General features: G+C 71.5%; 17 protein-coding genes. 4 read left to right on the forward strand and 13 right to left on the reverse strand.

The genetic code is table 11. From position 1 onward, the window contains the following. Positions 1-264: 264 nt before the first annotated feature. From ACIQRL_RS28945 to thyX, 3 genes are all read right to left on the reverse strand, one after another. On the reverse strand, positions 265-1,950 hold the full coding sequence (locus ACIQRL_RS28945) for a ribonuclease J (protein ID WP_355842070.1): 1,686 nt from the start codon (positions 1,948-1,950) through the stop codon (positions 265-267). Between the two features lie 153 nt (positions 1,951-2,103). Continuing rightward, complete coding sequence (gene dapA / locus ACIQRL_RS28950; RefSeq protein ID WP_401337062.1) at positions 2,104-3,003, reverse strand: 4-hydroxy-tetrahydrodipicolinate synthase; 900 nt, start codon at positions 3,001-3,003, stop codon at positions 2,104-2,106. 211 nt (positions 3,004-3,214) lie between these two features. After that, positions 3,215-3,952, reverse strand: coding sequence for an FAD-dependent thymidylate synthase (gene thyX / locus ACIQRL_RS28955; protein WP_401337064.1), 738 nt, complete (start codon positions 3,950-3,952; stop codon positions 3,215-3,217). A 241-nt stretch (positions 3,953-4,193) separates the two neighbouring features. Between thyX and ACIQRL_RS28960 the strand changes: the two genes are divergently transcribed. Then, on the forward strand, positions 4,194-4,433 hold the full coding sequence (locus ACIQRL_RS28960) for a hypothetical protein (protein WP_401337065.1): 240 nt from the start codon (positions 4,194-4,196) through the stop codon (positions 4,431-4,433). An 89-nt stretch (positions 4,434-4,522) separates the two neighbouring features. Further along, complete coding sequence (locus ACIQRL_RS28965; protein ID WP_401337067.1) at positions 4,523-5,080, forward strand: hypothetical protein; 558 nt, start codon at positions 4,523-4,525, stop codon at positions 5,078-5,080. Between the two features lie 383 nt (positions 5,081-5,463). On the opposite strand, the gene ACIQRL_RS28970 is transcribed toward ACIQRL_RS28965, so the two are convergent. From ACIQRL_RS28970 to rpsO, 5 genes are all read right to left on the reverse strand, one after another. Then, positions 5,464-5,916, reverse strand: coding sequence for a hypothetical protein (locus tag ACIQRL_RS28970; RefSeq protein WP_401337068.1), 453 nt, complete (start codon positions 5,914-5,916; stop codon positions 5,464-5,466). A gap of 32 nt (positions 5,917-5,948) precedes the next feature. Continuing rightward, complete coding sequence (dapB, locus tag ACIQRL_RS28975; protein ID WP_401337070.1) at positions 5,949-6,701, reverse strand: 4-hydroxy-tetrahydrodipicolinate reductase; 753 nt, start codon at positions 6,699-6,701, stop codon at positions 5,949-5,951. Between the two features lie 26 nt (positions 6,702-6,727). Further along, a complete protein-coding gene (locus tag ACIQRL_RS28980; protein WP_401337072.1) occupies positions 6,728-8,107 on the reverse strand; it encodes a M16 family metallopeptidase in 1,380 nt (459 codons plus the stop codon). Continuing rightward, complete coding sequence (locus ACIQRL_RS28985) at positions 8,104-10,320, reverse strand: polyribonucleotide nucleotidyltransferase (protein ID WP_401337074.1); 2,217 nt, start codon at positions 10,318-10,320, stop codon at positions 8,104-8,106. Before ACIQRL_RS28985 ends, ACIQRL_RS28980 begins: the two co-directional genes overlap by 4 nt. 361 nt (positions 10,321-10,681) lie before the next feature. After that, positions 10,682-10,972 carry a 30S ribosomal protein S15 gene (gene rpsO / locus ACIQRL_RS28990; RefSeq protein ID WP_081219736.1) on the reverse strand — a complete coding sequence of 97 codons (291 nt, stop codon included), beginning with the start codon at positions 10,970-10,972 and terminating at the stop codon, positions 10,682-10,684. Between the two features lie 263 nt (positions 10,973-11,235). Here rpsO and ACIQRL_RS28995 point away from each other — a divergent pair, with 263 nt between their 5' ends. Together ACIQRL_RS28995 and ACIQRL_RS29000 are read left to right on the forward strand one after the other, a co-directional pair. Next, entirely contained in the window at positions 11,236-11,532 is a 297-nt protein-coding gene (locus tag ACIQRL_RS28995; RefSeq protein WP_401337076.1) for a DUF397 domain-containing protein, read from the forward strand. A 425-nt stretch (positions 11,533-11,957) separates the two neighbouring features. Next, the gene (locus ACIQRL_RS29000) at positions 11,958-16,076 is read left to right on the forward strand and encodes an SCO5717 family growth-regulating ATPase (protein ID WP_401337078.1); all 4,119 of its coding nucleotides are present in this window, start codon (positions 11,958-11,960) and stop codon (positions 16,074-16,076) included. A 168-nt stretch (positions 16,077-16,244) separates the two neighbouring features. Here the strand turns inward: ACIQRL_RS29000 and ACIQRL_RS29005 are convergent, their stop codons facing one another. From ACIQRL_RS29005 to ACIQRL_RS29025, 5 genes are all read right to left on the reverse strand, one after another. After that, a complete protein-coding gene (locus ACIQRL_RS29005; protein ID WP_401337079.1) occupies positions 16,245-17,198 on the reverse strand; it encodes a bifunctional riboflavin kinase/FAD synthetase in 954 nt (317 codons plus the stop codon). Positions 17,199-17,398: 200 nt separating this feature from the next. Continuing rightward, the gene (locus ACIQRL_RS29010) at positions 17,399-21,559 is read right to left on the reverse strand and encodes a serine protease (RefSeq protein WP_401337081.1); all 4,161 of its coding nucleotides are present in this window, start codon (positions 21,557-21,559) and stop codon (positions 17,399-17,401) included. 341 nt (positions 21,560-21,900) lie between these two features. Then, entirely contained in the window at positions 21,901-22,806 is a 906-nt protein-coding gene (gene truB, locus ACIQRL_RS29015; protein WP_401337083.1) for a tRNA pseudouridine(55) synthase TruB, read from the reverse strand. Further along, on the reverse strand, positions 22,803-23,252 hold the full coding sequence (gene rbfA / locus ACIQRL_RS29020) for a 30S ribosome-binding factor RbfA (protein WP_261709639.1): 450 nt from the start codon (positions 23,250-23,252) through the stop codon (positions 22,803-22,805). Before rbfA ends, truB begins: the two co-directional genes overlap by 4 nt. A 33-nt stretch (positions 23,253-23,285) precedes the next feature. Next, a complete protein-coding gene (locus ACIQRL_RS29025; RefSeq protein ID WP_328553090.1) occupies positions 23,286-23,579 on the reverse strand; it encodes a DUF503 domain-containing protein in 294 nt (97 codons plus the stop codon). Between the last annotated feature and the right edge of the window lie 122 nt (positions 23,580-23,701).

Raw genomic sequence — 23,701 nt, forward strand, 5'->3', positions numbered from 1 at the left:
TCCCTTTCCGGCGAGTCCGACTCTATCAGAACCTTTCGGGCCCGATTTCCTCGGTGCTTTCCAGGTAATCCGCTTTCGCGTTTCCCTTTCCAGCGACTCCGACTTTATCAGAATCTCTGAGTCGGAATTCCCGCCCCGTTCGGGGACTGGCTCCGGAGCACGAAGCTTCCGGGTTCCCGTTCAGGCGGAGACGCAAACGTACTGGAGCGGAGCGCCCCGATGCAAATCGAGGCGCCCCGCTCCTGGTTGGGGCTCTGCCGGACGTCAGACCTCGACGACGACCGGGAGGATCATCGGGCGCCGGCGGTAGGTGTCGGACACCCACTTGCCCAGCGTGCGGCGGATGAGTTGCTGCAGCTGGTGGGGCTCGACCACACCGTCCTGGGCCGAGCGCTCCAGGACTTCCCTGATCTTCGGGATGACATCGACGAAGACCGAGTCGTCGATACCGGAACCGCGTGCCTGCACGTGCGGGCCGGCCGTGAGCTTGCCGGTGCTGGCGTCCATCACCACGAAGACCGAGATGATGCCCTCGTCGCCGAGGATCTTCCGGTCCTTGAGCGCGGGCTCACCGACGTCACCGACCGAGAGGCCGTCGACGTACACGTATCCCGCCTGGACCTTGCCGGAGATCTTCGCCTTGCCCTCGATCAGGTCGACGACGACGCCGTCCTCGGCGATCACGATCCGGTCGTGCGGGACGCCGGTCAGGGCGCCGAGCTCGGCGTTGGCACGCAGGTGGCGCCATTCGCCGTGGACCGGCATCAGGTTGCGCGGCTTGCAGATGTTGTAGAAGTACAGCAGCTCGCCCGCGGAGGCGTGGCCGGAGACGTGCACCTTGGCGTTGCCCTTGTGGACGACGTTCGCGCCCCAGCGGGTCAGGCCGTTGATGACGCGGTAGACCGCGTTCTCGTTGCCCGGGATCAGCGAAGACGCCAGGATCACCGTGTCGCCCTGGACGATCCGGATCTGGTGGTCGCGGTTCGCCATCCGGGAGAGGGCGGCCATCGGCTCACCCTGGGAGCCCGTACAGACGAGGACGATCTCGTGGTCCGGGAGGTCGTCGAGCGTCTTGACGTCGACCACCAGGCCCGGCGGGACCTTCAGATAGCCGAGGTCCCGCGCGATACCCATGTTGCGGACCATCGAGCGGCCGACGAAGGCGACCCTGCGACCGTACTCGTGGGCGGTGTCGAGGATCTGCTGGATGCGGTGGACGTGGCTGGCGAAGCTCGCCACGATGATCCGCTTGCTGGCACCGGCGAAGACCTGGCGCAGCACGTTCGCGATGTCGCGCTCGGGCGGGACGAATCCCGGGACCTCGGCGTTCGTGGAGTCCGAGAGGAGGAGGTCGATGCCCTCCTCGCTCAGCCGGGCGAACGCGTGCAGGTCCGTGAGGCGGCCGTCCAGCGGGAGCTGGTCCATCTTGAAGTCGCCGGTGTGGACGACCATGCCCGCGGGGGTGCGGATGGCGACCGCGAGGGCGTCCGGGATGGAGTGGTTGACCGCGACGAACTCGCAGTCGAAGGGGCCGATCCGCTCGCGGTGGCCCTCGGCCACTTCGAGCGTGTAGGGCCGGATGCGGTGCTCCTGGAGCTTCGCCTCGATGAGCGCGAGGGTCAGCTTGGAGCCGATCAGCGGGATGTCCGGCTTCTCGCGCAGGAGGAACGGGACGCCGCCGATGTGGTCCTCGTGGCCGTGCGTGAGCACGATGCCCTCGATGTCGTCGAGGCGGTCCCTGATGGACGTGAAGTCCGGCAGGATCAGGTCGATTCCGGGCTGCTCCTCCTCGGGGAAGAGCACTCCGCAGTCGACGATCAGGAGGCGGCCGCCGTACTCGAAGACCGTCATGTTCCGGCCGATCTCGCCGAGGCCACCGAGCGGGGTGACCCGCAGGCCGCCCTTCGGGAGGACCGGCGGTGCGCCGAGTTCAGGATGCGGATGACTCAAAAGACTCTCCTCACCACGGACGCCACGTACCTGGCAAGGCACGTGGCGCGCGTGACGTTCGTGCAGTAGCTGTTGTGTGTGGGGTGCAGACCGATGGCCTGCGGATCATGCGTCTTCAGTTGTGTCGTACGTATTCGGTTGTGAAGTCTGTGGTTAGAGCTCTACCCCGCCGGCGCCAAGATCGATCTTGAGCTGGGTGGTCTCCTCGGGCGACAGTTCGACCATCGGGGCGCGCAGCGGACCGGCGGGCAGGCCCTGGAGGGCGAGCGCGGCCTTGGTCGTCATGACGCCCTGGGTGCGGAACATGCCGGTGAAGACGGGGAGCAGCTTCTGGTGGATCTCGGTGGCCTTGTGGACGTCGCCCGAGAGGTACGCGTCGAGCATCGCGCGCAGTTCCGGGGTGACCACGTGGCCGACTACGGAGACGAAGCCCACCGCGCCGACGGAGAGCAGCGGCAGGTTCAGCATGTCGTCGCCGGAGTACCAGGCGAGGCCGGAGCGGGCGATGGCCCAGCTGGCCCGGCCGAGGTCTCCCTTGGCGTCCTTGTTCGCGACGATACGCGGGTGCTCGGCGAGCCGCACCAGAGTTTCGGTGTTGATCGGGACGCCGCTGCGGCCGGGGATGTCGTAGAGCATGACCGGCAGTTCGGTCGCGTCGGCGATGGCCGAGAAGTGCCTGTACAGGCCCTCTTGCGGGGGCTTGTTGTAGTACGGCGTCACGGTGAGCAGGCCGTGCGCGCCGGTCTTCTCGGCGTCGCGGGCCAGCTCGATGCTGTGGCGGGTGTCGTTCGTGCCGACGCCGGCGACGATGTGGGCGCGGTCGCCCACCGCCTCGATCACGGCGCGTACGAGATCCGATTTCTCCGCGTTGCTGGTGGTCGGGGACTCACCGGTGGTGCCGTTGATGATCAGGCCGTCGTTGCCTGCGTCCACCAAGTGGGTGGCGAGCCGCTGAGCGCCGTCGAGGTCGAGTCCGCCGTCCGCCGTGAAGGGCGTGACCATGGCGGTGAGGACCCGCCCGAAGGGGGTCTGCGGAGTGGAGGTCGGAGCCATGGGTAACACGCTACTCGCTGCTCAACGCGTGGTCTGCCCTCGGGAGACACGACAAAGCCTGACAAAGGTGGAACCCGGCACTGCCTGCTCGGGGGTTCAAGCAGTGCCGGGTCCGTTTGATCAGGCTAGATGAACTTCGCGAAATGCCGCAATACGGACACTTCGCTCGGCTGATCCGTACATCTGTGCCGGGCCGGTGCGCGGAGGCGTGTTACGGCGCCACGCGCCCGTTGGCGTTGTAGGCCGCGTGTGTGAGCGGCATGAGCCTGGCCCACTCCGCCTCCATCTTCTCGCCGACCATCTCGATCTCCCGCTGCGGGAAGGACGGGACCTTGGCGAGCTCGTGCTGGGTGCGCAGGCCGAGGAAGTGCATCAGGGAACGGGCGTTGCACGTGGCGTACATCGAGGAGAAGAGCCCGACCGGAAGGGTGGCACGGGCGACCTCGCGGGCGACACCGGCAGCCAGCATCTCCTGGTACGCCGCGTACGACTGGCGGTAGGACTCCTCCATGGCGGCGGTGACGGTCCCGTACTGCTCGGGGGTGCCCTGGACGAACTCGTACTTGCCGGGGCGCCCCTGCTGGACCAGCTTGCGGTCCTCAGCGGGAACGTAGAAGACGGGCTCCAGCTCCCTGTAACGGCCCGACTCCTCGTTATAGGACCACCCGACACGGTGCCTCATGAACTCCCGGAAGACGAAGATCGGGGCGCTGATGAAGAAGGTCATCGAGTTGTGCTCGAAGGGGCTGCCGTGCCGGTCCCGCATCAGGTAGTTGATCAGGCCCTTGGAGCGCTCCGGGTCCTTCTGCAGCTCTTCCAGCGACTGCTCCCCGGCGGTTGAGACACGGGCGGCGAACAGCACGTCGGCGTCGGAGGCCGTGTGCTTGATCAGCTCGACGGTGACATCGCCGCGGAAGCTGGGCTTGAGGTCGGCTGGGGTGTCGGTCACGTGCGGAGGGTCCTTCCCATCACTGGCTCGGGCGGCGACCACTCTACGGCCCGGCACCGACAACTGGGCGTTCGCTACCGTGCCGCGACATCGGGCGGCGAAGTTCTGCGAATTCGGTGATTCCGGGCACCTCTTGGGGCGTTCGGCCGTCTGTATGAGTGAGACTGACCTGTTCGAGCATTTCGAGCCGCTTGTCACCGCATCACCGCATCCCGCGACCCCCAGAGGAGAAGCACCGCCCATGTTCCGTCGGCGCGAGCCCGTCCCGTTCGCCTTCACCGCCGAAGCCGACCAGTTCCGCAGCAATGTCGCTCCCCCGCCCCGGGAGCGGTCCTCCGCCGGGCAGATAGCCGGCCGGTGGCTCATCGGCCTCACCGTGATCGCCGGGCTCGCGGGGTCCCTGGTCCTCGGAATGCCCGCCCTGTCACAGGATGGGTCACCTGCGCAGACGCAGCATTCCGAGGCGTCGGACGGCCGCTGACCCTTCCGGACCCCCAAGGGTGGTGAGCCGGCAACCGGGTGGATAACCTCACCGGCACAGCCCATGCGTGGATTGAGTGAGGATCAGTCGTGCCCCTGCCCTTCCTGACGGCGGACCGCGCCTTTGACGAGGCGGCGGAGGATGTCGCGCTGCCCTTCGACGACCGCGACCGCTGGCGGCGCCCCTACCGGCCCGGCCCCTGGCGGGTGGGCGCGGCCGCGCTCGTCCTGCTGCTCGCCTCGTACGTGCTCGTCGCGGCCGTGATAATCGCCGTCGCCGGGACGCTGCCCGGCGCCGTGGCCTGCATGGCCGTGGCGACCGTCGTCATCGTGTGCGCGCTGCGGCTGCTGCGCATGGGGGTGTGGGTCAGCGCCCGAGGGCTGCGCCGGGTGGGTTTCTTCGTCACGCACACGACGCGGTGGGAGCAGGTCGTGGCGGTGCGCACGGTGCAGCAGCCGGTGCGCTGGCTGGGACTGCCGCGCACGGTTCAGGGCCAGGCCCTGACGCTCGTGAGCCGGAGCCGCGCGTCCGGAGACGTGCCGCCCCTGATGACCACGCACAACGCCGACTTCCTGGCGCGGACCGAGGCCTTCGACCGCGCGGCCGACGTCGTCGAGGTGTGGGCGGACGAGTACCGGCGGGCCTGAGCCCGTCGCCCCCGGGCACCTGGCCAGGTTCCGCGTCAGACTCGGCTCCGCGCCGGGCGCCGGCTCCACGTCAGTCCCCGGCTCCGTGTGCGGCCCTCGCTCCACGTCAGGCCCCGGCTCCGCGCAGGGCAGGTGCTCCCCAGCGCGGCGTCTGCTCCGCGCGTGCCCGCGGCGGGCGCGGGCCCCGGGTCGGGGGCTCCCGCTCCGCACATCGCCCCGGGCACGGGCACGGACACCGGCACCGGCACCAGCACCAGCACCAGCACCAGCACCAGCACGCTGCCTCGGCGCCCCGGTAGCCCCGGTAGCCCCGGGCGCACCTCTGTTCCATGACGAAGGGCCGGCCCGCGCACTGCGGGCCGGCCCTTCGTCGTACGACCTGGTCAGGCTTCCAGGGTGCGGCCCTCGTGCAGGGCGATGGCCCGCTGCATGGCCTTGCGGGCGCGCGGGGTGTCCCGGGCGTCGTGGTAGGCGACGGCGAGGCGGAACCAGTTGCGCCACTCGTCCGGGGCGTCCTCGGTCTCGGCCTTGCGGCGGGCGAAGACCTCGTCGGCCGAGTCCCGGTCGATGCGGCCGCCCTCGGTGCGCCGCAGCTCGTCGACGGGCAGCCCGCCCTCGGCGTCGAGCACGGCGGCGAGCCGGTTGGCCTTCCTGACGAACTGGGTGTTCATCCAGAGGAACCAGACGCCGATGACCGGCAGGATGAGCACCGCGACACCGAAGGTGACGGTGATCAGGGTGCCGTTCTGGATGAGCAGCACACCCCGGCTGCCGACCAGGACGAAATAGACGACCAGGACGGCGGCCGTGATGGCATAGGTGATCTTCGCGCGCATGTCTGCCGGCTAACTGTCGTACGTTCCCCGGCTCAGCCGAGGTCCAGGAAGTGTTCCAGGCCGAAGGTGAGGCCGGGAGTGGTCACCACGCGGCGCGCGCCGAGCAGGATGCCCGGCATGAAGCTGCTGTGGTGGAGGGAGTCGTGGCGGATGGTCAGGGTCTCGCCCTCGCCGCCCAGCAGGACCTCCTGGTGGGCGAGGAGACCGCGCAGCCGGATCGCGTGCACCGGCACGCCGTCGACGTCGGCGCCGCGGGCGCCGTCCAGGGCGGTCACCGTGGCGTCGGGCTGCGGGGCGCTGCCCGCGCGCTCCCGGGCCGCGGCGATGAGCTGAGCGGTGCGCGTGGCGGTGCCGCTGGGGGCGTCCACCTTGTTCGGGTGGTGCAGCTCGACGACCTCGACGGACTCGAAGTACGGCGCGGCGACCTCGGCGAACTTCATCGTCAGTACGGCCCCGATGGAGAAGTTGGGCGCGATGAGCACGCCGGTCTCCGGGGACGCGGCCAGCGAGGTGCCGAGCTGCGCGAGCCGCTCCTCGGTCCAGCCGGTCGTCCCGACCACGGCGTGGATGCCGTGCCGGACGCAGAAGTCGAGGTTGCCCATCACCGAGGCCGGAGTGGTCAGCTCGACCACGACCTGGGTACCCGCGTCGACGAGCGTCTCCAGCTTGTCGCCGCGGCCCAGCGCGGCCACCAGCTCCATGTCCTCGGCGGCCTCGACGGCTCGTACCGCCTCGGCTCCGATCCGGCCCTTGGCACCGAGGACCGCCACGCGCAGCTTGCTCATTGCTTCGTTCCTTACCGAGACGGGATTCAGGCGACGGCGTCGTGCAGCCGGGACGCCTGCTTGTCCTTGAGCGGGCCGATGACCGCCAGCGAGGGCCGCTGTCCCAGGACGTCCCTGGCGATCGAGCGGACCTCGTCCGGGGTGACCGACGCTATCCGGGCCAGCATGTCGTCGACCGACATCTGCTCGCCCCAGCACAGCTCACTCTTGCCGATCCGGTTCATCAGCGCGCCGGTGTCCTCCAGGCCGAGGACCGTGGAGCCCTGGAGCTGGCCGATGGCGCGGCCGATCTCGTCGTCCGAGAGACCGTGCTCGGCGACCTGGTCGAGTTCGTCGCGGCAGAGCTTGAGGACGTCGTGGACCTGGCTCGGGCGGCAGCCCGCGTAGACGCCGAAGAGGCCGCAGTCGGCGAAGCCCGAGGTGTACGAGTACACGCTGTAGGCCAGTCCGCGCTTCTCGCGGACCTCCTGGAACAGGCGCGAGGACATGCCGCCACCGAGGGCGGTGTTCAGCACGCCGAGAGCCCAGCGGCGCTCGTCGGTGCGGGCCAGGCCCGGCATGCCGAGGACGACATGCGCCTGCTCGGTCTTGCGGCCGAGCAGTTCGACGCGGCCCGCGGTGCGGATGCCGCGCCGGCCGTCGCGCGGGGCGATGGGGGCCGCCTCGGCGTTCTTGAAGGCGCCGGCCTTCTCGAAGGCGGCGCGGACCTGGCGTACGACCTTGTTGTGGTCGACGTTGCCCGCGCAGGCCACGACCAGGTGGGTCGGGTCGTAGTGCTTCTTGTAGAAGCGGCGGATGCGGTCCGCGGTGAGGGCGTTGACCGTGTCGACCGTGCCGAGGACCGGGCGGCCGAGGGGGGTGTCGCCGAGCATGGTGTGCGCGAACAGGTCGTGCACGCAGTCGCCCGGGTCGTCCTCGGTCATCGCGATCTCTTCGAGGATCGCGCCGCGCTCGACGTTGACGTCGTCCTCGAGGATGAGCGAGCCGGTCAGCATGTCGCAGACGACGTCGATGGCGAGCGGCAGGTCGGTGTCGAGCACGCGCGCGTAGTAGCACGTGTACTCCTTGGCGGTGAACGCGTTCATCTCGCCACCGACCGCGTCGATCGCCGAGGAGATGTCCAGGGCGGACCTGCGGTTCGTGCCCTTGAAGAGCAGGTGCTCCAGGTAGTGCGTCGCGCCGTTCAGGGTCGGCGTCTCGTCGCGGGAGCCCACGTGCGCCCAGATGCCGAACGTGGCGGAGCGCACGGAGGGAAGCGTCTCGGTGACGATGCGCAGGCCGCCGGGGAGGGTGGTCTTGCGGACCGTGCCGATTCCGTTCGCGCCCTTGATCAGGGTTTGGGTACGGGCGACGGCCCGCGCCTCCGAAGAGGTGCGGGCCGTCGTCGTGGAGCTACTCGACGTCACTGGTCGGTGTCGTCCTTCTTCTCATCGTCGCCTTCGCCCTCGATCACGGGGATCAGGGAGAGCTTGCCGCGGGAGTCGATCTCTGCGATCTCGACCTGGACCTTGGAGCCCACGCCGACGACGTCCTCGACGTTCTCCACGCGCTTGCCGCCGGCGAGCTTGCGGATCTGCGAGATGTGCAGCAGACCGTCCTTGCCCGGGAGCAGCGACACGAACGCACCGAAGGTCGTCGTCTTCACGACGGTTCCCAGGTAGCGCTCGCCGACCTCCGGCATGGTCGGGTTGGCGATCGCGTTGATCGTGGCGCGCGCGGCCTCGGCCTGCGAGCCCTGCTGGGCACCGATGTAGATGGTGCCGTCGTCCTCGATCGTGATGTCGGCGCCGGTGTCCTCCTGGATCTGGTTGATCATCTTGCCCTTGGGGCCGATGACCTCACCGATCTTGTCCACCGGGATCTTGACGGTGATGATCCGGGGGGCGTTCGGGGACATCTCGTCCGGCGTGTCGATCGCTTCCATCATCACGTCGAGGATGTGGAGGCGGGCGTCGCGGGCCTGCTTGAGGGCCGCGGCCAGGACGGAGGCGGGGATGCCGTCCAGCTTGGTGTCGAGCTGGAGGGCGGTCACGAACTCCTTGGTGCCGGCGACCTTGAAGTCCATGTCACCGAAGGCGTCCTCCGCACCGAGGATGTCGGTGAGGGCGACGTAGTGCGTCTGGCCGTCGATCTCCTGGGAGATCAGACCCATGGCGATACCCGCGACGGCGGCCTTCAGCGGCACGCCGGCGTTGAGCAGCGACATGGTGGAGGCGCAGACCGAGCCCATGGACGTCGAGCCGTTGGAGCCGAGGGCCTCGGACACCTGACGGATCGCGTAGGGGAACTCCTCGCGGGTCGGCAGGACCGGCACGATCGCGCGCTCGGCGAGCGCGCCGTGGCCGATCTCGCGGCGCTTCGGGGAGCCGACACGGCCCGTCTCACCGACGGAGTACGGCGGGAAGTTGTAGTTGTGCATGTAGCGCTTGCGGGTCACCGGGGAGAGGGTGTCCAGCTGCTGCTCCATGCGGAGCATGTTGAGGGTGGTGACGCCCAGGATCTGGGTCTCGCCACGCTCGAACAGCGCCGAGCCGTGCACGCGCGGGATGGCCTCGACCTCGGCGGCCAGCGTACGGATGTCCGTGACGCCGCGGCCGTCGATGCGGACCTTGTCCTTGATGACGCGCTCGCGGACCAGCTTCTTGGTGAGCGAGCGGTACGCGGCGGAGATCTCCTTCTCGCGACCCTCGAACTGCGGGAGCAGCTTCTCGGCGGCGATCTCCTTGACGCGGTCCAGCTCGGCCTCGCGGTCCTGCTTGCCGGCGATGGTGAGCGCCTGAGCGAGCTCGCTCGTGACCGCGGCGGTGAGGGCCTCGAAGACGTCGTCCTGGTAGTCCAGGAAGATCGGGAACTCGCCGGTCGGCTTGGCGGCCTTCGCGGCGAGGTCCGACTGCGCCTTGCACAGGACCTTGATGAAGGGCTTCGCGGCGTCGAGGCCGGCGGCCACGACCTCCTCGGTCGGCGCCTCGGCGCCACCCTGGACGAGCTGGATCGTCTTCTCGGTGGCCTCGGCCTCGACCATCATGATCGCGACGTCGCCGTCCTCGAGGACGCGACCGGCGACGACCATGTCGAAGACGGCGTCCTCGAGCTCGGTGTGCGTCGGGAACGCGACCCACTGGCCGTTGATCAGCGCGACGCGGACGCCGCCGACCGGGCCGGAGAAGGGCAGACCGGCCAGCTGGGTGGACGCGGAGGCGGCGTTGATCGCCACGACGTCGTACAGGTGGTCGGGGTTGAGCGCCATGATCGTCGCGACGACCTGGATCTCGTTGCGAAGGCCCTTCTTGAAGGACGGACGCAGCGGGCGGTCGATCAGACGGCAGGTGAGGATCGCGTCCTCGGAGGGACGGCCCTCACGGCGGAAGAAGCTGCCGGGGATCTTGCCGGCGGCGTACATCCGCTCCTCGACGTCCACCGTCAGGGGGAAGAAGTCGAGCTGGTCCTTGGGCTTCTTCGAAGCGGTGGTGGCCGACAGCACCATGGTGTCGTCGTCCAGGTACGCGACGGCGGAGCCGGCGGCCTGCCTGGCCAGCCTGCCCGTCTCGAAGCGGATGGTGCGGGTGCCGAAGGAACCGTTGTCGATAACGGCCTCGGCGTAGTGGGTCTCGTTCTCCACTAGCGTTTTCTCCTCGTCTTCGTCCCGACCTGCCCGTGTGGCAGGGGGACGGTGGCGGAGAAGCGTCCTTCTGGTGCGGGCCGGTCTTCGATCGAAGCACCCGGGGTTCTTTCGCCCGGGGGCCACTACCGAGGACCGGCGGCGGCGAGGCGCGCTTCTCCTCGTTCGTTGTCGTGAGATGCCCTACCCGGCGGGTACGGCGTCGTCACGCTGTGTTCGTACGTGCGGTTTCCTGCGTATTGCGTTGTGCTACCACACTACAAAGCGTCGGTGACACTCCGCACGTAGAGAGCACCTGAGGCAGCACATACAGCAAAAGGAGCGGCTCCCAAGAAGTGGGAACCGCTCCCTTCACGGCGTCTTACTTGGCGCCGCCGGCCGCACCGCGGCGGATGCCCAGGCGGTCGACCAGCGCACGGAAGCGCTGGATGTCCTTCTTGGCCAGGTACTGAAGCAGGCGGCGACGCTGGCCGACCAGGATCAGAAGACCACGGCGGGAGTGGTGGTCGTGCTTGTGGGTCTTGAGGTGCTCGGTCAGGTCCGAGATCCGGCGCGAAAGCATGGCGACCTGGACCTCGGGGGAGCCGGTGTCGCCCTCCTTCTGACCGAACTCGCTGATGAGCTGCTTCTTCGTAGCGGCGTCGAGCGGCACGCTTACTCCTTGTAGTCTCGTGTCTGCCACCGAGTGCCCCTGGTCGAATTCTCAGGGGAGCTTCCGTTACTCGGGAGGCGGGATCCGCTGGGCGCGGCCTCCAGAGCGGAGCTCCGGGGGTGCGTACACAAACGGCCGTTTCACAGGGTACCAGCCTGGCCGGATGCTTCCGTCCGGGTCTTCGAACCTTCCCGGACGGCGCGGACCAGGCCACTAGGGTGACGGCAGAGGTCATTCGTACGTGGGGAAGGGGCCGGCGGAACATGGCCGAGGAAGCGGACAAGGACGTCAAGGCGCGCAAGGAGCGGGAGAAGGACGAGCTCTACGCGCTCGACATCTCAGGTGTCGCATGGCAGAGCGCGCCGGGCACGGAGGAGCACGAGGAGCGCGTCGAGATCGCGTACCTCCCCGGGGGCGCGGTGGCCATGCGGTCCTCGCTCGACCCGGCGACGGTCCTCCGGTACACGGAGGCGGAATGGCGGGCCTTCGTGCTGGGCGCGCGGGACGGCGAGTTCGATCTGGAACCGGCGCCGCCGACGGCGGGTCTGCCGACGGAGTAGCCGGCCGTCGGGAACGCCGGGAAGCGAAGGGCCGCGCGGAGAGGTTTCCGTGGCGGCCCTTTTGGCTGTGCCACGGTCCGACGGTCCGTTCCTGAGAGGCAAGTGGCCTTCCTGATGCCGTTGTTTGTCTGGTTTCGGGGTCAATAGTGAGCGTGCGTACGCCACTTCTGGGCAGGGTGTGCCGTAGCGGGCTGCCGCGGTGAGGTGGACAGGCCTGCCCTACGGACAGTCATGGTGATTAGGCTGGGACGGGGCGCGACGCCTGAACCCGGGGACGGGTGGCTCGCGTTACCCGGGGGGCCGGTCAATTCGGACGACCTCCTACGGACTTCGGGCGGCCTCGGTCGTCCGTGAACGTCAACGGACGACAAGCAGACGGTCGCCCCGGCTCGACTTGAGGGTGCTCGACCACACCAGGAGGAATTGTGAACAGCGATCGGGACGGGATCCGCGGGGGCTGGGCCACGCCCGGCGATGACCAGTCCGACGCCGAGTCCGCCGTCGAGACGACGGGCGAGTTCACCATCGACTACGCGCCGCCGGCCTGGTACACGCAGAACGCCTCGGGTGGTTCCGGCGATTCGGGGGGTACGGGCGACGACGCGCAGGGACCGGGCGGTTCCGGGGACTCGAACGAGTCCGAGGAGTCCGAGGAGTCCGAGGAGACGTCGGAGGGCTCGGCGGAGTCGGAGGACTTGGCAGCCTCGGGTGCCTCGATGCCCTCGGGGAATCCGACGGCTTCTGGTGGTCCCGCGGCCACGGGCGTTCCGGAGTCGGCTCCGGTCGGCTCGGCGCCCGTCGTGGGCCCCGCGGCGGTCCCGGGCGTTCCGGAGTCGGCTCCGATCGACCCGGCGCCCGTCGTGAGCCCCGCGGCGGTCCGGCCGTCCGCCGCGCAGCCCCTTGCCGCGCAGTCCCAGGCTCCGGCCGTGGCGCCTGCCTCGGACGCTGGTGGCGTGACCGCTCTGCCCAGCAACCTTCCTTCGGGTGGATTCCAGGCGCCGTGGGCGCCCGTCGACTCCCCGGTGCACGTCACCGAGCCCGCCGCCCCTTCCAACACGGCTTCCGGCGAACCGGATTCCGGGAACGGGGACCTGGAGAGCGGCGCGACCATGCGGTTCTCCTCCGCCGCGCTGAAGCGGGAGATCGCGGAGCGGGCAATTTCCGAGACCGCCGAGTCCGAGGACGCGGAGCTGGACACGCCTGCGGCCGACTCCGGCAGTGAGGATGCGCCCACCGACGATGGCGCCGGGGGCGGCGCCGAGGCCGACGGCGGTGACAGCGGCCCTGCGGTGCAGGAGGGAACCGGGTCTGAGGCCCCGAGCGCGCCCGTCGCCGCGGAGGAGGCGGACGAGGCGGACGAGGCGGACGCCGTGGTCCAGCCCGAACACGTCCTCCAGCCCGAGCAGATGGCACCTCTCCAGCCCGCGACCGGCCCCACGCCCGCGCCCGCGCCCGCGCCCGTCATCGATCCCGTGCTCGCCTACCAGTCCCTGGAGGCGGCCTCCCAGCGCGCGGGTGTGACCGAGGTACCAGGCGCACCGGTGGCGGATCGCGCCGAAACGGCCGAGGCCGTCGTCGTCTCCCCGGGTGCCGAGGGCGCCGAGGAACCGAGCGCCGCCTCGGCCCAGGTCGAGAGCGAGGTTGCCGAGGCCGGGATCGCCGAGGTCGTGGAGCCGCGGTCCGCGGACGACGAGGTCGGCGATGCCCACATGGCCGACGGGTTCCAGCGACAAGACGCCTCCCCGCAGGATGTCGAGCCCCCGGACAGTGAGCCGCAGGACAGTGAGCCGCAGGACGCGGTGCCCGTGGTCCGGCCGGAGGAGCCCGCGGGCGTGCAGGACTCGCCGCCCGCCTGGGCTCCGCCGCCGCTGCCCCAGGGTGGGCTGCCGCCCCTGCCGCCCGCCTACCAGCCCGCCGCCCCCGCACCGGCCCCGCAGTGGCCCGCCGCCACGGAGCCCGCACCGGCCGCGCAGGACCGGGCGCACCAGGCACCGGTGCCGCAGCAGGCGCCCGCCGCACCAGCCCCGGGCCGACCGTTCCAGCCCCCGGCCGCGCCGGCGCCCGCGCCCGGTCAGCCCTTCCAGCCGCCCGCGCCGACACCCTCACCCGCTCCGGGCCGGCCCTTCCAGCCCCCGGCGCCACAGCCCGTGCCCACGGCGTGGTCCTCCCCCGGCACGCCCGGTTCGGCGGGTTCCCCGCAGGGGCCCGTGCCCGCGCAGTCGGCCGCCCTCCAGAACCCCGTGCCGGCTCCGCCGCAGGCCCAGCCCTCGGGGGCGCCGGCCCCACCGGCCGAGGCGCCCGCGCAGACTCCGCCGCCGCAGGGCAGTTACGGGTTCCCGCAGTCCGGCGCTCCGGACCCGGCATCCGCCCCGCAGGCCGGCTACGGCTTCCCGCAGCCCGGCGCGCCCGCCCCGGCTCCGTCCGCCCCGCCCACCGAGGCCCCGGGCTACGGGTTCCCCCAGCAGCACACCCCGTTCCAGGACCAGCGGGACGCCCACCCCGCCGCCCCACAGGCTCCGGGATACGGGTTCCCGCAGCAGCAGGCCCCGTTCCAGGACCAGCAGGTCGCCCACCTCGCGGCCCCACAGGCTCCCGGCTACGGGTTCCCGCAGCAGCACACCCCGTTCCAGGACCAGCAGGTCGCCCACCCCGCCGCCCCACAGGCTCCCGGCTACGGGTTCCCGCAGCAGCAGGCCCCCGCCCACCAGCCACAGGCCCCCGCCCCGGAACAGCACGCACCCGCTCCGGGCTACGGGTTCCCCCAGCAGCACACCCCGTTCCAGGACCAGCAGGTCGCCCACCCCGCCGCCCCACAGGCTCCCGGCTACGGGTTCCCGCAGCCCGCCGCGCCCGCGCCGGACGCCGTACCGCCGCACGCCCCGGCTCCGGCTCCGGCTCCGGCTTCCGATGCCGTCCCTCAGCAGGGCTACGGATTCCCGCAGCAAGCGGCCGACTCGCCTGTCCCGCAGCCCGGTTACGACCTCGCGCAGTCGCAGCGGCCCCCGGCCCAGGCGGCTCCGCCGTACCCGGCACCGGCCCAGCCGCAGAGCCCGCAGCCGCAGCCCCCGTACCAGCCGGGCCCCCCGCCCGTACAGCAGCAGCCCGCCGCCCCGGTCGACCCGCGGACCGGTACCGCCTGGCCGCAGCCCGTGCGGCACGATCAGCGGCAGCCGACCAATCCCGGTGCGGCCCCGCTCGGGTACACGGCGGCGGTGGAACTGTCCTCCGACCGGCTGCTCAACAACAAGAGGCAGAAGGCCAAGAGCGGTCGTCCGGCCGCCGCGTCGTCGCGGTTCAAGCTGGGCGGGAAGAAGGAAGACGCCGAGCGGCAGCGGAAGTTGGAGCTGATCCGGACCCCGGTGCTCTCCTGCTACCGGATCGCCGTCATCAGTCTCAAGGGCGGTGTGGGCAAGACGACCACGACCACCGCGCTCGGCTCCACGCTCGCCACCGAGCGGCAGGACAAGATCCTCGCCATCGACGCCAACCCGGACGCCGGTACGCTCGGCCGCCGGGTGCGCCGCGAGACCGGCGCCACCATTCGTGACCTCGTACAGGCGATCCCGTACATCAACTCGTACATGGACATCCGGCGGTTCACCTCCCAGGCGCCCTCCGGGCTGGAGATCATCGCCAACGACGTCGACCCCGCCGTGTCCACGGCCTTCAACGACGAGGACTACCGGCGCGCGATCGACGTCCTGGGCAAGCAGTACCCGATCATCCTGACCGACTCCGGTACGGGTCTGCTGTACAGCGCCATGCGCGGGGTGCTCGACCTCGCCGACCAGCTCATCATCATCTCGACGCCGTCGGTGGACGGGGCGAGCAGCGCCAGTACGACGCTGGACTGGCTCTCGGCGCACGGGTACGCGGACCTCGTCTCGCGGTCCGTCACCGTCATCTCAGGGGTGCGCGACACCGGCAAGATGATCAAGGTGGACGACATCGTCAGCCACTTCGAGACGCGCTGTCGCGGTGTCGTGGTCGTGCCGTTCGACGAGCACCTGTCCGCGGGCGCCGAGGTCGACCTCGACATGATGCGCCCCAAGGTGCGGGAGGCGTACTTCAACCTCTCCGCGATGGTCGCCGAGGACATCGCACGGCACCAGCAGTCGCACGGGCTGTGGACGAACGACGGCAACCCGCCGCCGGTGGCCGCGCCGCCGATGCCGGGCCAGTACGTTCCGGGACAGCAGGTTCCCGGACAGTACGTCCAGGGTCAGCAGGTTCCGGGACAACAGGTTCCGGGTCAGCCCGCGCCAGGTCAGGTTCCGCAGCAGCCCCAGCCCGGACAGCCGTACGCCCAGCCGGGACAGCCGTACCCGCAGCAGCCCGGTCAGCCCTATCCGCAGGGGCCGGAGCACGGTTACCAGCAGCCGCCGCAGCCGGGGCAGCAGTTCCAGCCCGGACAGCCCTACCAGCCGAACCAGGGGCAGACCCCGCCGCCGCCGGCACCGCCTCACCCCGGTCAGCCGGGCCAGCCGGGCCAGCCGGGCCAGCCGGGCCAGCCGGGCCAGCCGGGTCAGCCGGGTCAGCAGTAAAGGGTGACCGGCCCCGTCGAGGGGCCGGTTCCCGCTCGGGCCCGCACCGTTCACGGACGGTGCGGGCTTTCGCGCGTCCGGACCGCCGTTCATCGGCACAGAGACGTCCGCCCCTGTCAGCCGTACGGCGGACAGGGGCGGACGGACCGGGGAGGAGACCGGGGAGGACTACTCCCCGTCGTACGCCTCGATCAGTTCGCGCGAGCGCTTCACGTCGTCCGTGATGGCTTCGAGCAGTGCCTCGATGGAGTCGAACCGGGCCTGGCCGCGGACGAAGGCGAGGAAGTCGACGGCGACGTGCAGACCGTAGAGGTCGAGGCCGACACGGTCGATGGCGTACGCCTCCACCGTGCGCTCGGTGCCGTCGAACTGCGGGTTGGTGCCGACGGAGATCGCGGCGGGCATGGCCTCGCCCTGGGCGTGCAGCCAGCCGGCGTAGACGCCGTCGGCGGGGATCGCGGTGTGCGGGAGGGTCTCGACGTTCGCGGTGGGGAAGCCGAGTTCACGGCCGCGCTGGGCGCCGCGGACGACGATGCCCTCGACGCGGTGCGGCCGTCCGAGGATCTCGCGCGCGCCCTCGACATCGCCCTCGGCGACGAGGCGCCGCGTGAGGGTCGAGGAGAACGGCTCGCCGCCGCCCGCCTCACCGGTCACGTACAGGTCGACGACCTCGACCTCGAAGTCGTACGTCTCCCCCTGCTCGCGCAGGAAGTCGACGTTGCCCGCGGCCTTGTGGCCGAAGCGGAAGTTGGGGCCCTCGACGACGGCCTTGGCGTGCAGCTTGTCGACGAGCACCTTCACCACGAAGTCGGCGGGCGACAGCTTCGAGAACTCGGTCGTGAACGGCAGGATGAGCAGGGCGTCCACGCCCAGTTCGGCCATCAGTTCCGCGCGGCGGTGGTGCGGGGCGAGCAAGGGCGGGTGGCTGCCGGGGCGGACCACCTCACTGGGATGCGGGTCGAAGGTGACCACGACGGAGGGAACGCCCCGCTCACGGGCGCGGTCCACGGCATGCCGGATGATCAGCTGGTGTCCGCGGTGCACCCCGTCGTAGGAACCGATGGTGACGACGCTGCGCCCCCAGTCCTCGGGGATGTCCTCCAAGCCACGCCAGCGCTGCACTGTGACCGCTCCTTGTCGAACCCGTGTCCGTGATTGCCTCATTCGCAGCTCTAAGGGTGCCATGCCGTGTGCTCCCGGCTTGCATCGGCATCGGGCTGTGACCGATTGCTCAGCCCCGCCGACTCGGTGCGGTGGGGTGTGCGGTGCGCGATGGGGCGACGGTGCCGTCCGCTGTGCGGAGTTCGGTGCGTGGGCGTGGTTCAGGCGGGGACCCTCGCGCCGGCCAGGTTCTCGATCATGCGTCGGGTGCTCGGGCCGACCATGCCGGACCACTCCTCGGGGGTGCCGCTCAGCCAGCGGGCGACCGGGACGGCGAAGCCCGGGACGCACCGGGCCAGGTCGACGAGTGCGCGGTCGAAGCCGGTGGCCCCGGCCGGTGTCCGGACGAGGAGGAGGCCGACGCGGTGCACCAGTTCACGGGTGGGCTCCTCACCCCGCCGATGGAGGCCATCGGCGGCGGCCCGCAGGACGGCGTCGAGCACGGCCGGATCCCGCTCGTGCGCCAGCAGCAGATCGAGCAGCTCGCGCCGCAGCGGGGCGGACGCCGGGTCCCCGGGCGCCGCGAGGACCTGGGCGAGCGCCGTCCGGACCTGCGCATCGCACCCCTCCAGCAGGCCGCTGACCAGGGGGAACAACACGGTCTGGGCGGCGCTTGCGTGGTCGAGGCGCCGGTCCACGTGGGCCGCCAGGTACGCAGCGGCTCCGGGGCACAGCTCCACGATCTCCCGGACCAGCGCGGCGACTCGGCGGGCCAGGGGCGCTGTGGTGACGTCGGCCAGGCAGCTCAGCAGCTCGGCCGTGTCGGGGCCGAGGCGTCGCAGCCGGTCGCGGAAAGCGGCGAGCACAGGCTCCGGGTGAGTGGTGAGCGCGGTGGCCAAGGTGCTCGGGGGCAGCCGCGCGTCGCCGGCCGCGAAGCGTTCCAGTGCCTGCGGCAGGAACTGGGCACACGTGAGCGGATCCCGTACGAGGATGCCGAACGCCCCGCCGTGCAGCGCGCGGTCGGCGGGACGGGCGAGCAGGGCGAGGGCGGCGTGACGCAGGAGCTCGCGGTCGGCGGCGGTCCCCGCGAACGGCGCCGCCCGCAGCCCGTACGCGACCGCGGCCACCCGGCGCGCCGGCTGTTCGTCGTGCGCCCACCGGTGCACCGCCCGGCAGACGGCCGAGGGTTCCTCCTCGGCCAGCACGGCCAGCAGTTCGTCGCCGCGCGGGTGGGCGCGGGTCACCAGGGCCTCGGCCAGATCGTCCGGGGCCCGCCGCCGGTGGGCGTACAGCAGCGCCTGCGCGGCCGTCGCCACGGTCGCGTCGGGGGTCGCGGGCAGGGGCCGCTCGTCGTCGAACCAGCGGGTGAGGTGGCGGTGTACGGCGGTGGGGTCGGCGGCGAGGAGACGGGAGACGGTGTCGAGGTAGCGCGGGGTGGCAGAGGCCTCGCCGGGATGCGGGGGCTCGGGTGCCGGAGGCCGGCGGGGGTCTGCGGCCACCAGACGCCTGAGCAGATCGAAGCGTTCCGCGTCCGGTACGGGCAGCGCCGCCCAGAAGGCCGGGCCGAACTCCTCCGGCACGGTCCTGCCCTCCTTCCGCCACGCCACGATCCGCGCGGTGAGCGGTCGCAGTACACCGGTGTACGGGGTCGCGTCGGGCACCCGGAGCAGAACCGTGGCGCAGAGGCGGGTGGCCCACCAGAGGGGGTCACTCCGCGGTGCGCGCCGCGATCTGTCCTGCGGAGCGCCGTGCGGTGCGCTCTGCGGTGCGCCCGCCGGATCGTCGAGGCGGTCCGGCGCCTCGGGCAGCAGATCGTCGACCGCGTGGACCAGGTCCTCCAGACGGAGCGCCAGTTCGGCGGTGCCCTGTTGACGGGCCAGCAGGAGCAGGGTCTCGACGACGGGGCCGATCCTGTGTCGGGGGACGGGCGGGGTGTCCGCCCCGGGGTCGGGCTTGGCGCAGTCAGGAACACCGGAGTCAGGCGTGGCGGACCGGGCGCGGCGAGTGTGCCGGCGGCCGGGCTCCGTGCTCCCCGTACGCCCGGAGCGGGTGTCCGGTGCGGCGCGCCCGCGGTGGACGAGGCTGTCCAGCGCCGCGTCCAGGTCGAGGTGGGTGCCCTGGATCCAGTCGGCGAGCTCCTCGTGGGCGAAGCGGTAGCCGTCGCCGGCGGGGACGAGGAGCCCCTCGGTGAGTACCGCGGACGCCCAGCCTGTGATGCCCGCGAGGCGTCCCGGGGCGGACCCCCAGGGAAAGACGGCTTCGAAGGAAGCCCGGTCCAGTTGGCCCTGCCCGGGGCCCAGACAGCGTCGGGCGGCCTCGTGCGCCTGCCCGGAGACCCGGGCGGCGAGCCGGCGCACGGCGGTGCCGTGCAGCCCGTTCGCCACGGCGAGCCGGACCGCGACGCGCAGGCACATCAGGTCGAGGTGGGCGGCGAACACGTCGTCGCGGTCGAGCGGTCGGGCCGGCAGGTCCACCGGCGCGGCCCGCACCCCGAAGAGCAGCCTGAGCACCAGCGGATGGCGGGCGTCGGCCGGCACGAGGGTGCCCTCGGGAATCCCGGCACGCGACCGGGCCCGCAGAGCCTCCTCCTCGGTCAGATCACCGAGCGGCACACAAGCGGGCAGGGCCCCACCGACGCCCACCGCCACCTGCCCACCCGCACCCGTCGGCACCTGCCCGCCCGCACCCGCCGCGACCCGCCCGCCGACCTCCGCCAACGACTGCTCGCCCGAGTGCACCGCCGATCGGGCGCCCGGGGCAGGCAACGGCTGCCCCTCGACGATCGCCGACGGCTGCCCGCCCGGGGACGCCGACGGTTGGTCACCCGTGCACGCCGACGGTTGGTCACCCGCGAACACCGGTCGACCGCCGCCCAGGTGCCGCGGCAAGCCGCCGTCCGGGTACGGCGCCGACCGGTGCCCCGGGTACGTCGGTGGACGGTCGCCAGGACGGGCCGGTGGGTGTCCGGGCGGGTGGGCCGGTGGGTGGGTGGACGCTCGGTGCAGCAGTTCCGCCGGGAATTCCGACCCCGCGCGTTCCCAGTACTCCGCCCGGCAGCCGACCACCAGCCGTGTGCCGGTCTCCGTCAGCCAGGCGGCTGTTTCCCCGGTCCAGGCGGGGAGCCGGTGGGCGAGTTCGGGTGGCATCTCCTCGGGGCCGTCGAGCAGGAGCAGCAGCGGCCGGCCGGCGCCGTGGGCCAGTTGGGCGAGCCGGTCCGGCCCGATGTCGCCGAGTTCGCCGCCGTATCCCTCGGGAGGCAGCGCACTCGCGTCGGCCGCGGATCGCCGGGCGACCGTTGTCCGGGGCACCCCGGGGCTCCGCCGGGACGTGGCCACGATCCGCCCGGCGCGCTCCAGGGCGCGCGTCGCCGCGTCCGCCACCGAGGTGTCGTCGGCGCGGAGGTCGGCGCCGCGCAGCCAGAGCGTGGGCGCCGGTTCGGGGCCCCGCAGGCGGCGGGCGGCGAGGGCGGCCAGTTCCGTCGTACGACCGCTGCCGGGCGGTCCGACCAGTCCGAGGACGAGGGCTGGGCCCCTCTCGAAGGCCGCGAACTCCCTGATGACGTCGGCCCGTTCGACGATGCCGGGGTCCGTGCCCACGGCCCCGGACGGGACCGGTGGACGGGGTCCGTCCGAGCCCACCGAGGTCGTGGTGAGTTCGAGTGCGCCCGCGAGATTCAGATCGGCGCCGTACGCGGGCACGGTCGCCGCGTTGCGGGCCAGCAGGTCGGCGAGCGGCCCCGGTGCGTCCCGCAGGGGGACGGCGAAGCCGGGCGGGCGATGGCCGGCCGGGGTCTCCCCCGGCCCGCTGCCGTCCGGGTTCCGGGGAGACAGTGCGGTGCCGACGACCGCCACCACGGCGCCGGTCGAGGCGTCGAGGACCGGTCCCCCGGCCGCTCCGCCGCCCGGCCGGAGCGCGTCCGCGCCCGCCGTGCCGATCGCCAACTCCAGTACGTCACGCAGGAGATGGACGCGACCGGCGGCCGGGTACATCGCGGCGGAGGCGCCCAGCACCCGCGCCTCGCGCCAGCCGCCCGCCGCGATCCGGACGTACGTACCGGTCGCGACGCGGTCCCGCACGGTGACGGGGAGCGGGCCGAGGCCGAGACCTTCGGTGCGTACGAGAGCCAGACCGATGCCGGGCAGCGGCGTGACGGCGTCGGCGGTCACCAGGCAGGTGCGGCCGCCGGGGGCTCGCAGGACGAGTCGGTCCAGGCCGTCGACGGCCTCGTGGCCGGTGATCACGGTGCCGTGGTGGTCGGCCGCGAATCCCGTGCCGCGTGGCCGACCCGCCAGGTCGCAGACGCGTACGAGGACGTCGTCCCGCGCCTGTCCGGCGTCGTCCGCCGCCTCTTCGTTCCCGGTCCGCGGGCCTCGCCCCGCCATACTCCGACCTCCCCCGCCGCGCTCCTGCTCCGACGGTAGGGGCGAGGTGATCAGCGGGACAGATCGTGAGGCGAACGCGCCCCCTTCTACTCCCTCGGTTCACTCCGAGCGCCTGCCCGATGGGGTGAATACGCGGGAGTGGATGGATATACACCCATGGGTGGGGGAGCCGAGGGGGGACCGTGGAGCGGCGGGCACGAGACCCCGTGATCGCCGCTCCACGGGCGGATTGTCGACCCGGCCGCCCGTGGAGGGATCGTCCGCCTGGAGGCCGCGTGGACGGATCGTCCACGCGGGCATCGCGCCTGGCGTGCGCGCGGGGCACCGGCCGGAGGGAGCCCTCAGCCGAAGACGGCCAGCGACTTCGCCTTGCCCTTCTGTTCCTCCACCAGCGCGAGGAACTGCCCTTCGGCGTCGAAGACCGCGACGGTGCCCCTGCCCGTGTACTCGTCGGGCATCTCCAGGCGGACACCGTTCAGCAGCAGCCGGGCCCGCTTGGTGTCGACGTCCCAGCGTGGGAAGGCGGCCGCGGCCGCCTCCGCGATCGGCATCACCGTCAGCTCCTCCTGGAGCTGGTCGAGGGTGCGCGCGGAGTCCAGCTTGTAGGGGCCGACGCGGGTGCGGCGCAGGGCGGTGAGGTGACCGCCGACGCCGAGGTCCGCGCCGAGGTCGCGGGCGATCGCCCGGATGTACGTCCCTGAGGAGCAGACGACGGAGACGACGAGGTCGAGCACCGGGGTGCCGTCCTCGGCGACCGCGTCACGGATGTCGTACACCGCGAACGACGAGATGGTCACCGGGCGGGCCGGGATCTCGAATTCCTCGCCCTCGCGCGCCCTCTTGTACGAGCGCACTCCGTTGATCTTGATGGCGCTGACCTTGGACGGCACCTGCATGATGGCGCCGGTCAGCTTGGCGACCCCGGCGTCGATCGCGTCGCGTTCCACACCGGAGGCATCCGTCGAGGAGGTGATGTCGCCCTCGGCGTCGTCGGTCAGCGTGTTCTGGCCGAGCCGGATCGTGCCGAGGTACTCCTTCTCGGTGAGCGCGAGGTGCCCGAGGAGCTTGGTGGCCTTCTCGACGCCGAGGACGAGTACACCCGTCGCCATGGGGTCGAGGGTGCCCGCGTGGCCGACCCGGCGTGTCCGGGCGATCCCGCGCATCTTGGCGACCACGTCGTGCGAGGTGAAGCCCGACGGCTTGTCGACAATGACAAGCCCGTCGGGCGTGTTGGGCTTCTGCGTCATTCCGCCGCGTCGTCCTCGTCGTCCTCGCCCGGCTTCTTGTACGGGTCCGCGTCACCCGCGAAGGACGCGCCGGCCGAGACCTCGCGCACCTTCTCGTCCGAGGCCCGCGCCTTGTCGAGCAGGTCCTCGATGGTCTTGGCGGTGTCCGGCAGGGCGTCCGCGACGAACGTCAGCGTCGGCGTGAACTTCACGCCCGCCGCCGCGCCGACGGCCGAGCGGAGCACGCCCTTGGCGCTCTCCAGGCCCGCGGCCGCCTCGGCACGCTGCTCGTCGTCCCCGTACACCGTGTAGAAGACGGTGGCCTCCCGGAGGTCCCCGGTGACCCGGGTGTCCGTGATGGTGACGTGAGTGCCGAGCCGCGGGTCCTTGATCCCGCGCTGCAGCTTCTTGGCCACCACCTCTCGGATGAGGTCCGCCAGCCTCTTCGCCCGCGCGTTGTCGGCCACTGGTCCGTCTCCTTCTTCGCCTTGCTTGTTTCGTCAGTCTTCGTCTGTGTGGACTCTGCGCCGTACCGACAGCAGTTCCACCTCCGGTCGCGCCGCGACCAGCCGTTCGCACCGGTCCAGTACGTCGGTCAGGTGCATGGTGTCCCCGGAGACCACCGCCAGGCCGATCTCTGCCCTGCGGTGAAGGTCCTGGTTGCCCGTCTCGGCGGCACTCACCGCGTACTTCCGCTGGAGTTCGGCGACGATCGGCCGGACGAGAGAGCGTTTCTCCTTGAGCGAGTGGACGTCGCCGAGGAGCAGGTCGAAGGACAGCGTCCCCACATACATGTGTAACCGGATGTCCCGCCGGTACGGGATAGATGGCCTGCCAATGCACTTGGCAGGGACATCAGAACCGTACAACGAACCGTCGGCTCGCTCGACGGGGTTTCCGGGCCCCCGGGCCGTTC

It is taken from the genome of Streptomyces sp. NPDC091209 (genome assembly GCF_044757755.1).
Lineage (GTDB): Bacteria > Actinomycetota > Actinomycetes > Streptomycetales > Streptomycetaceae > Streptomyces.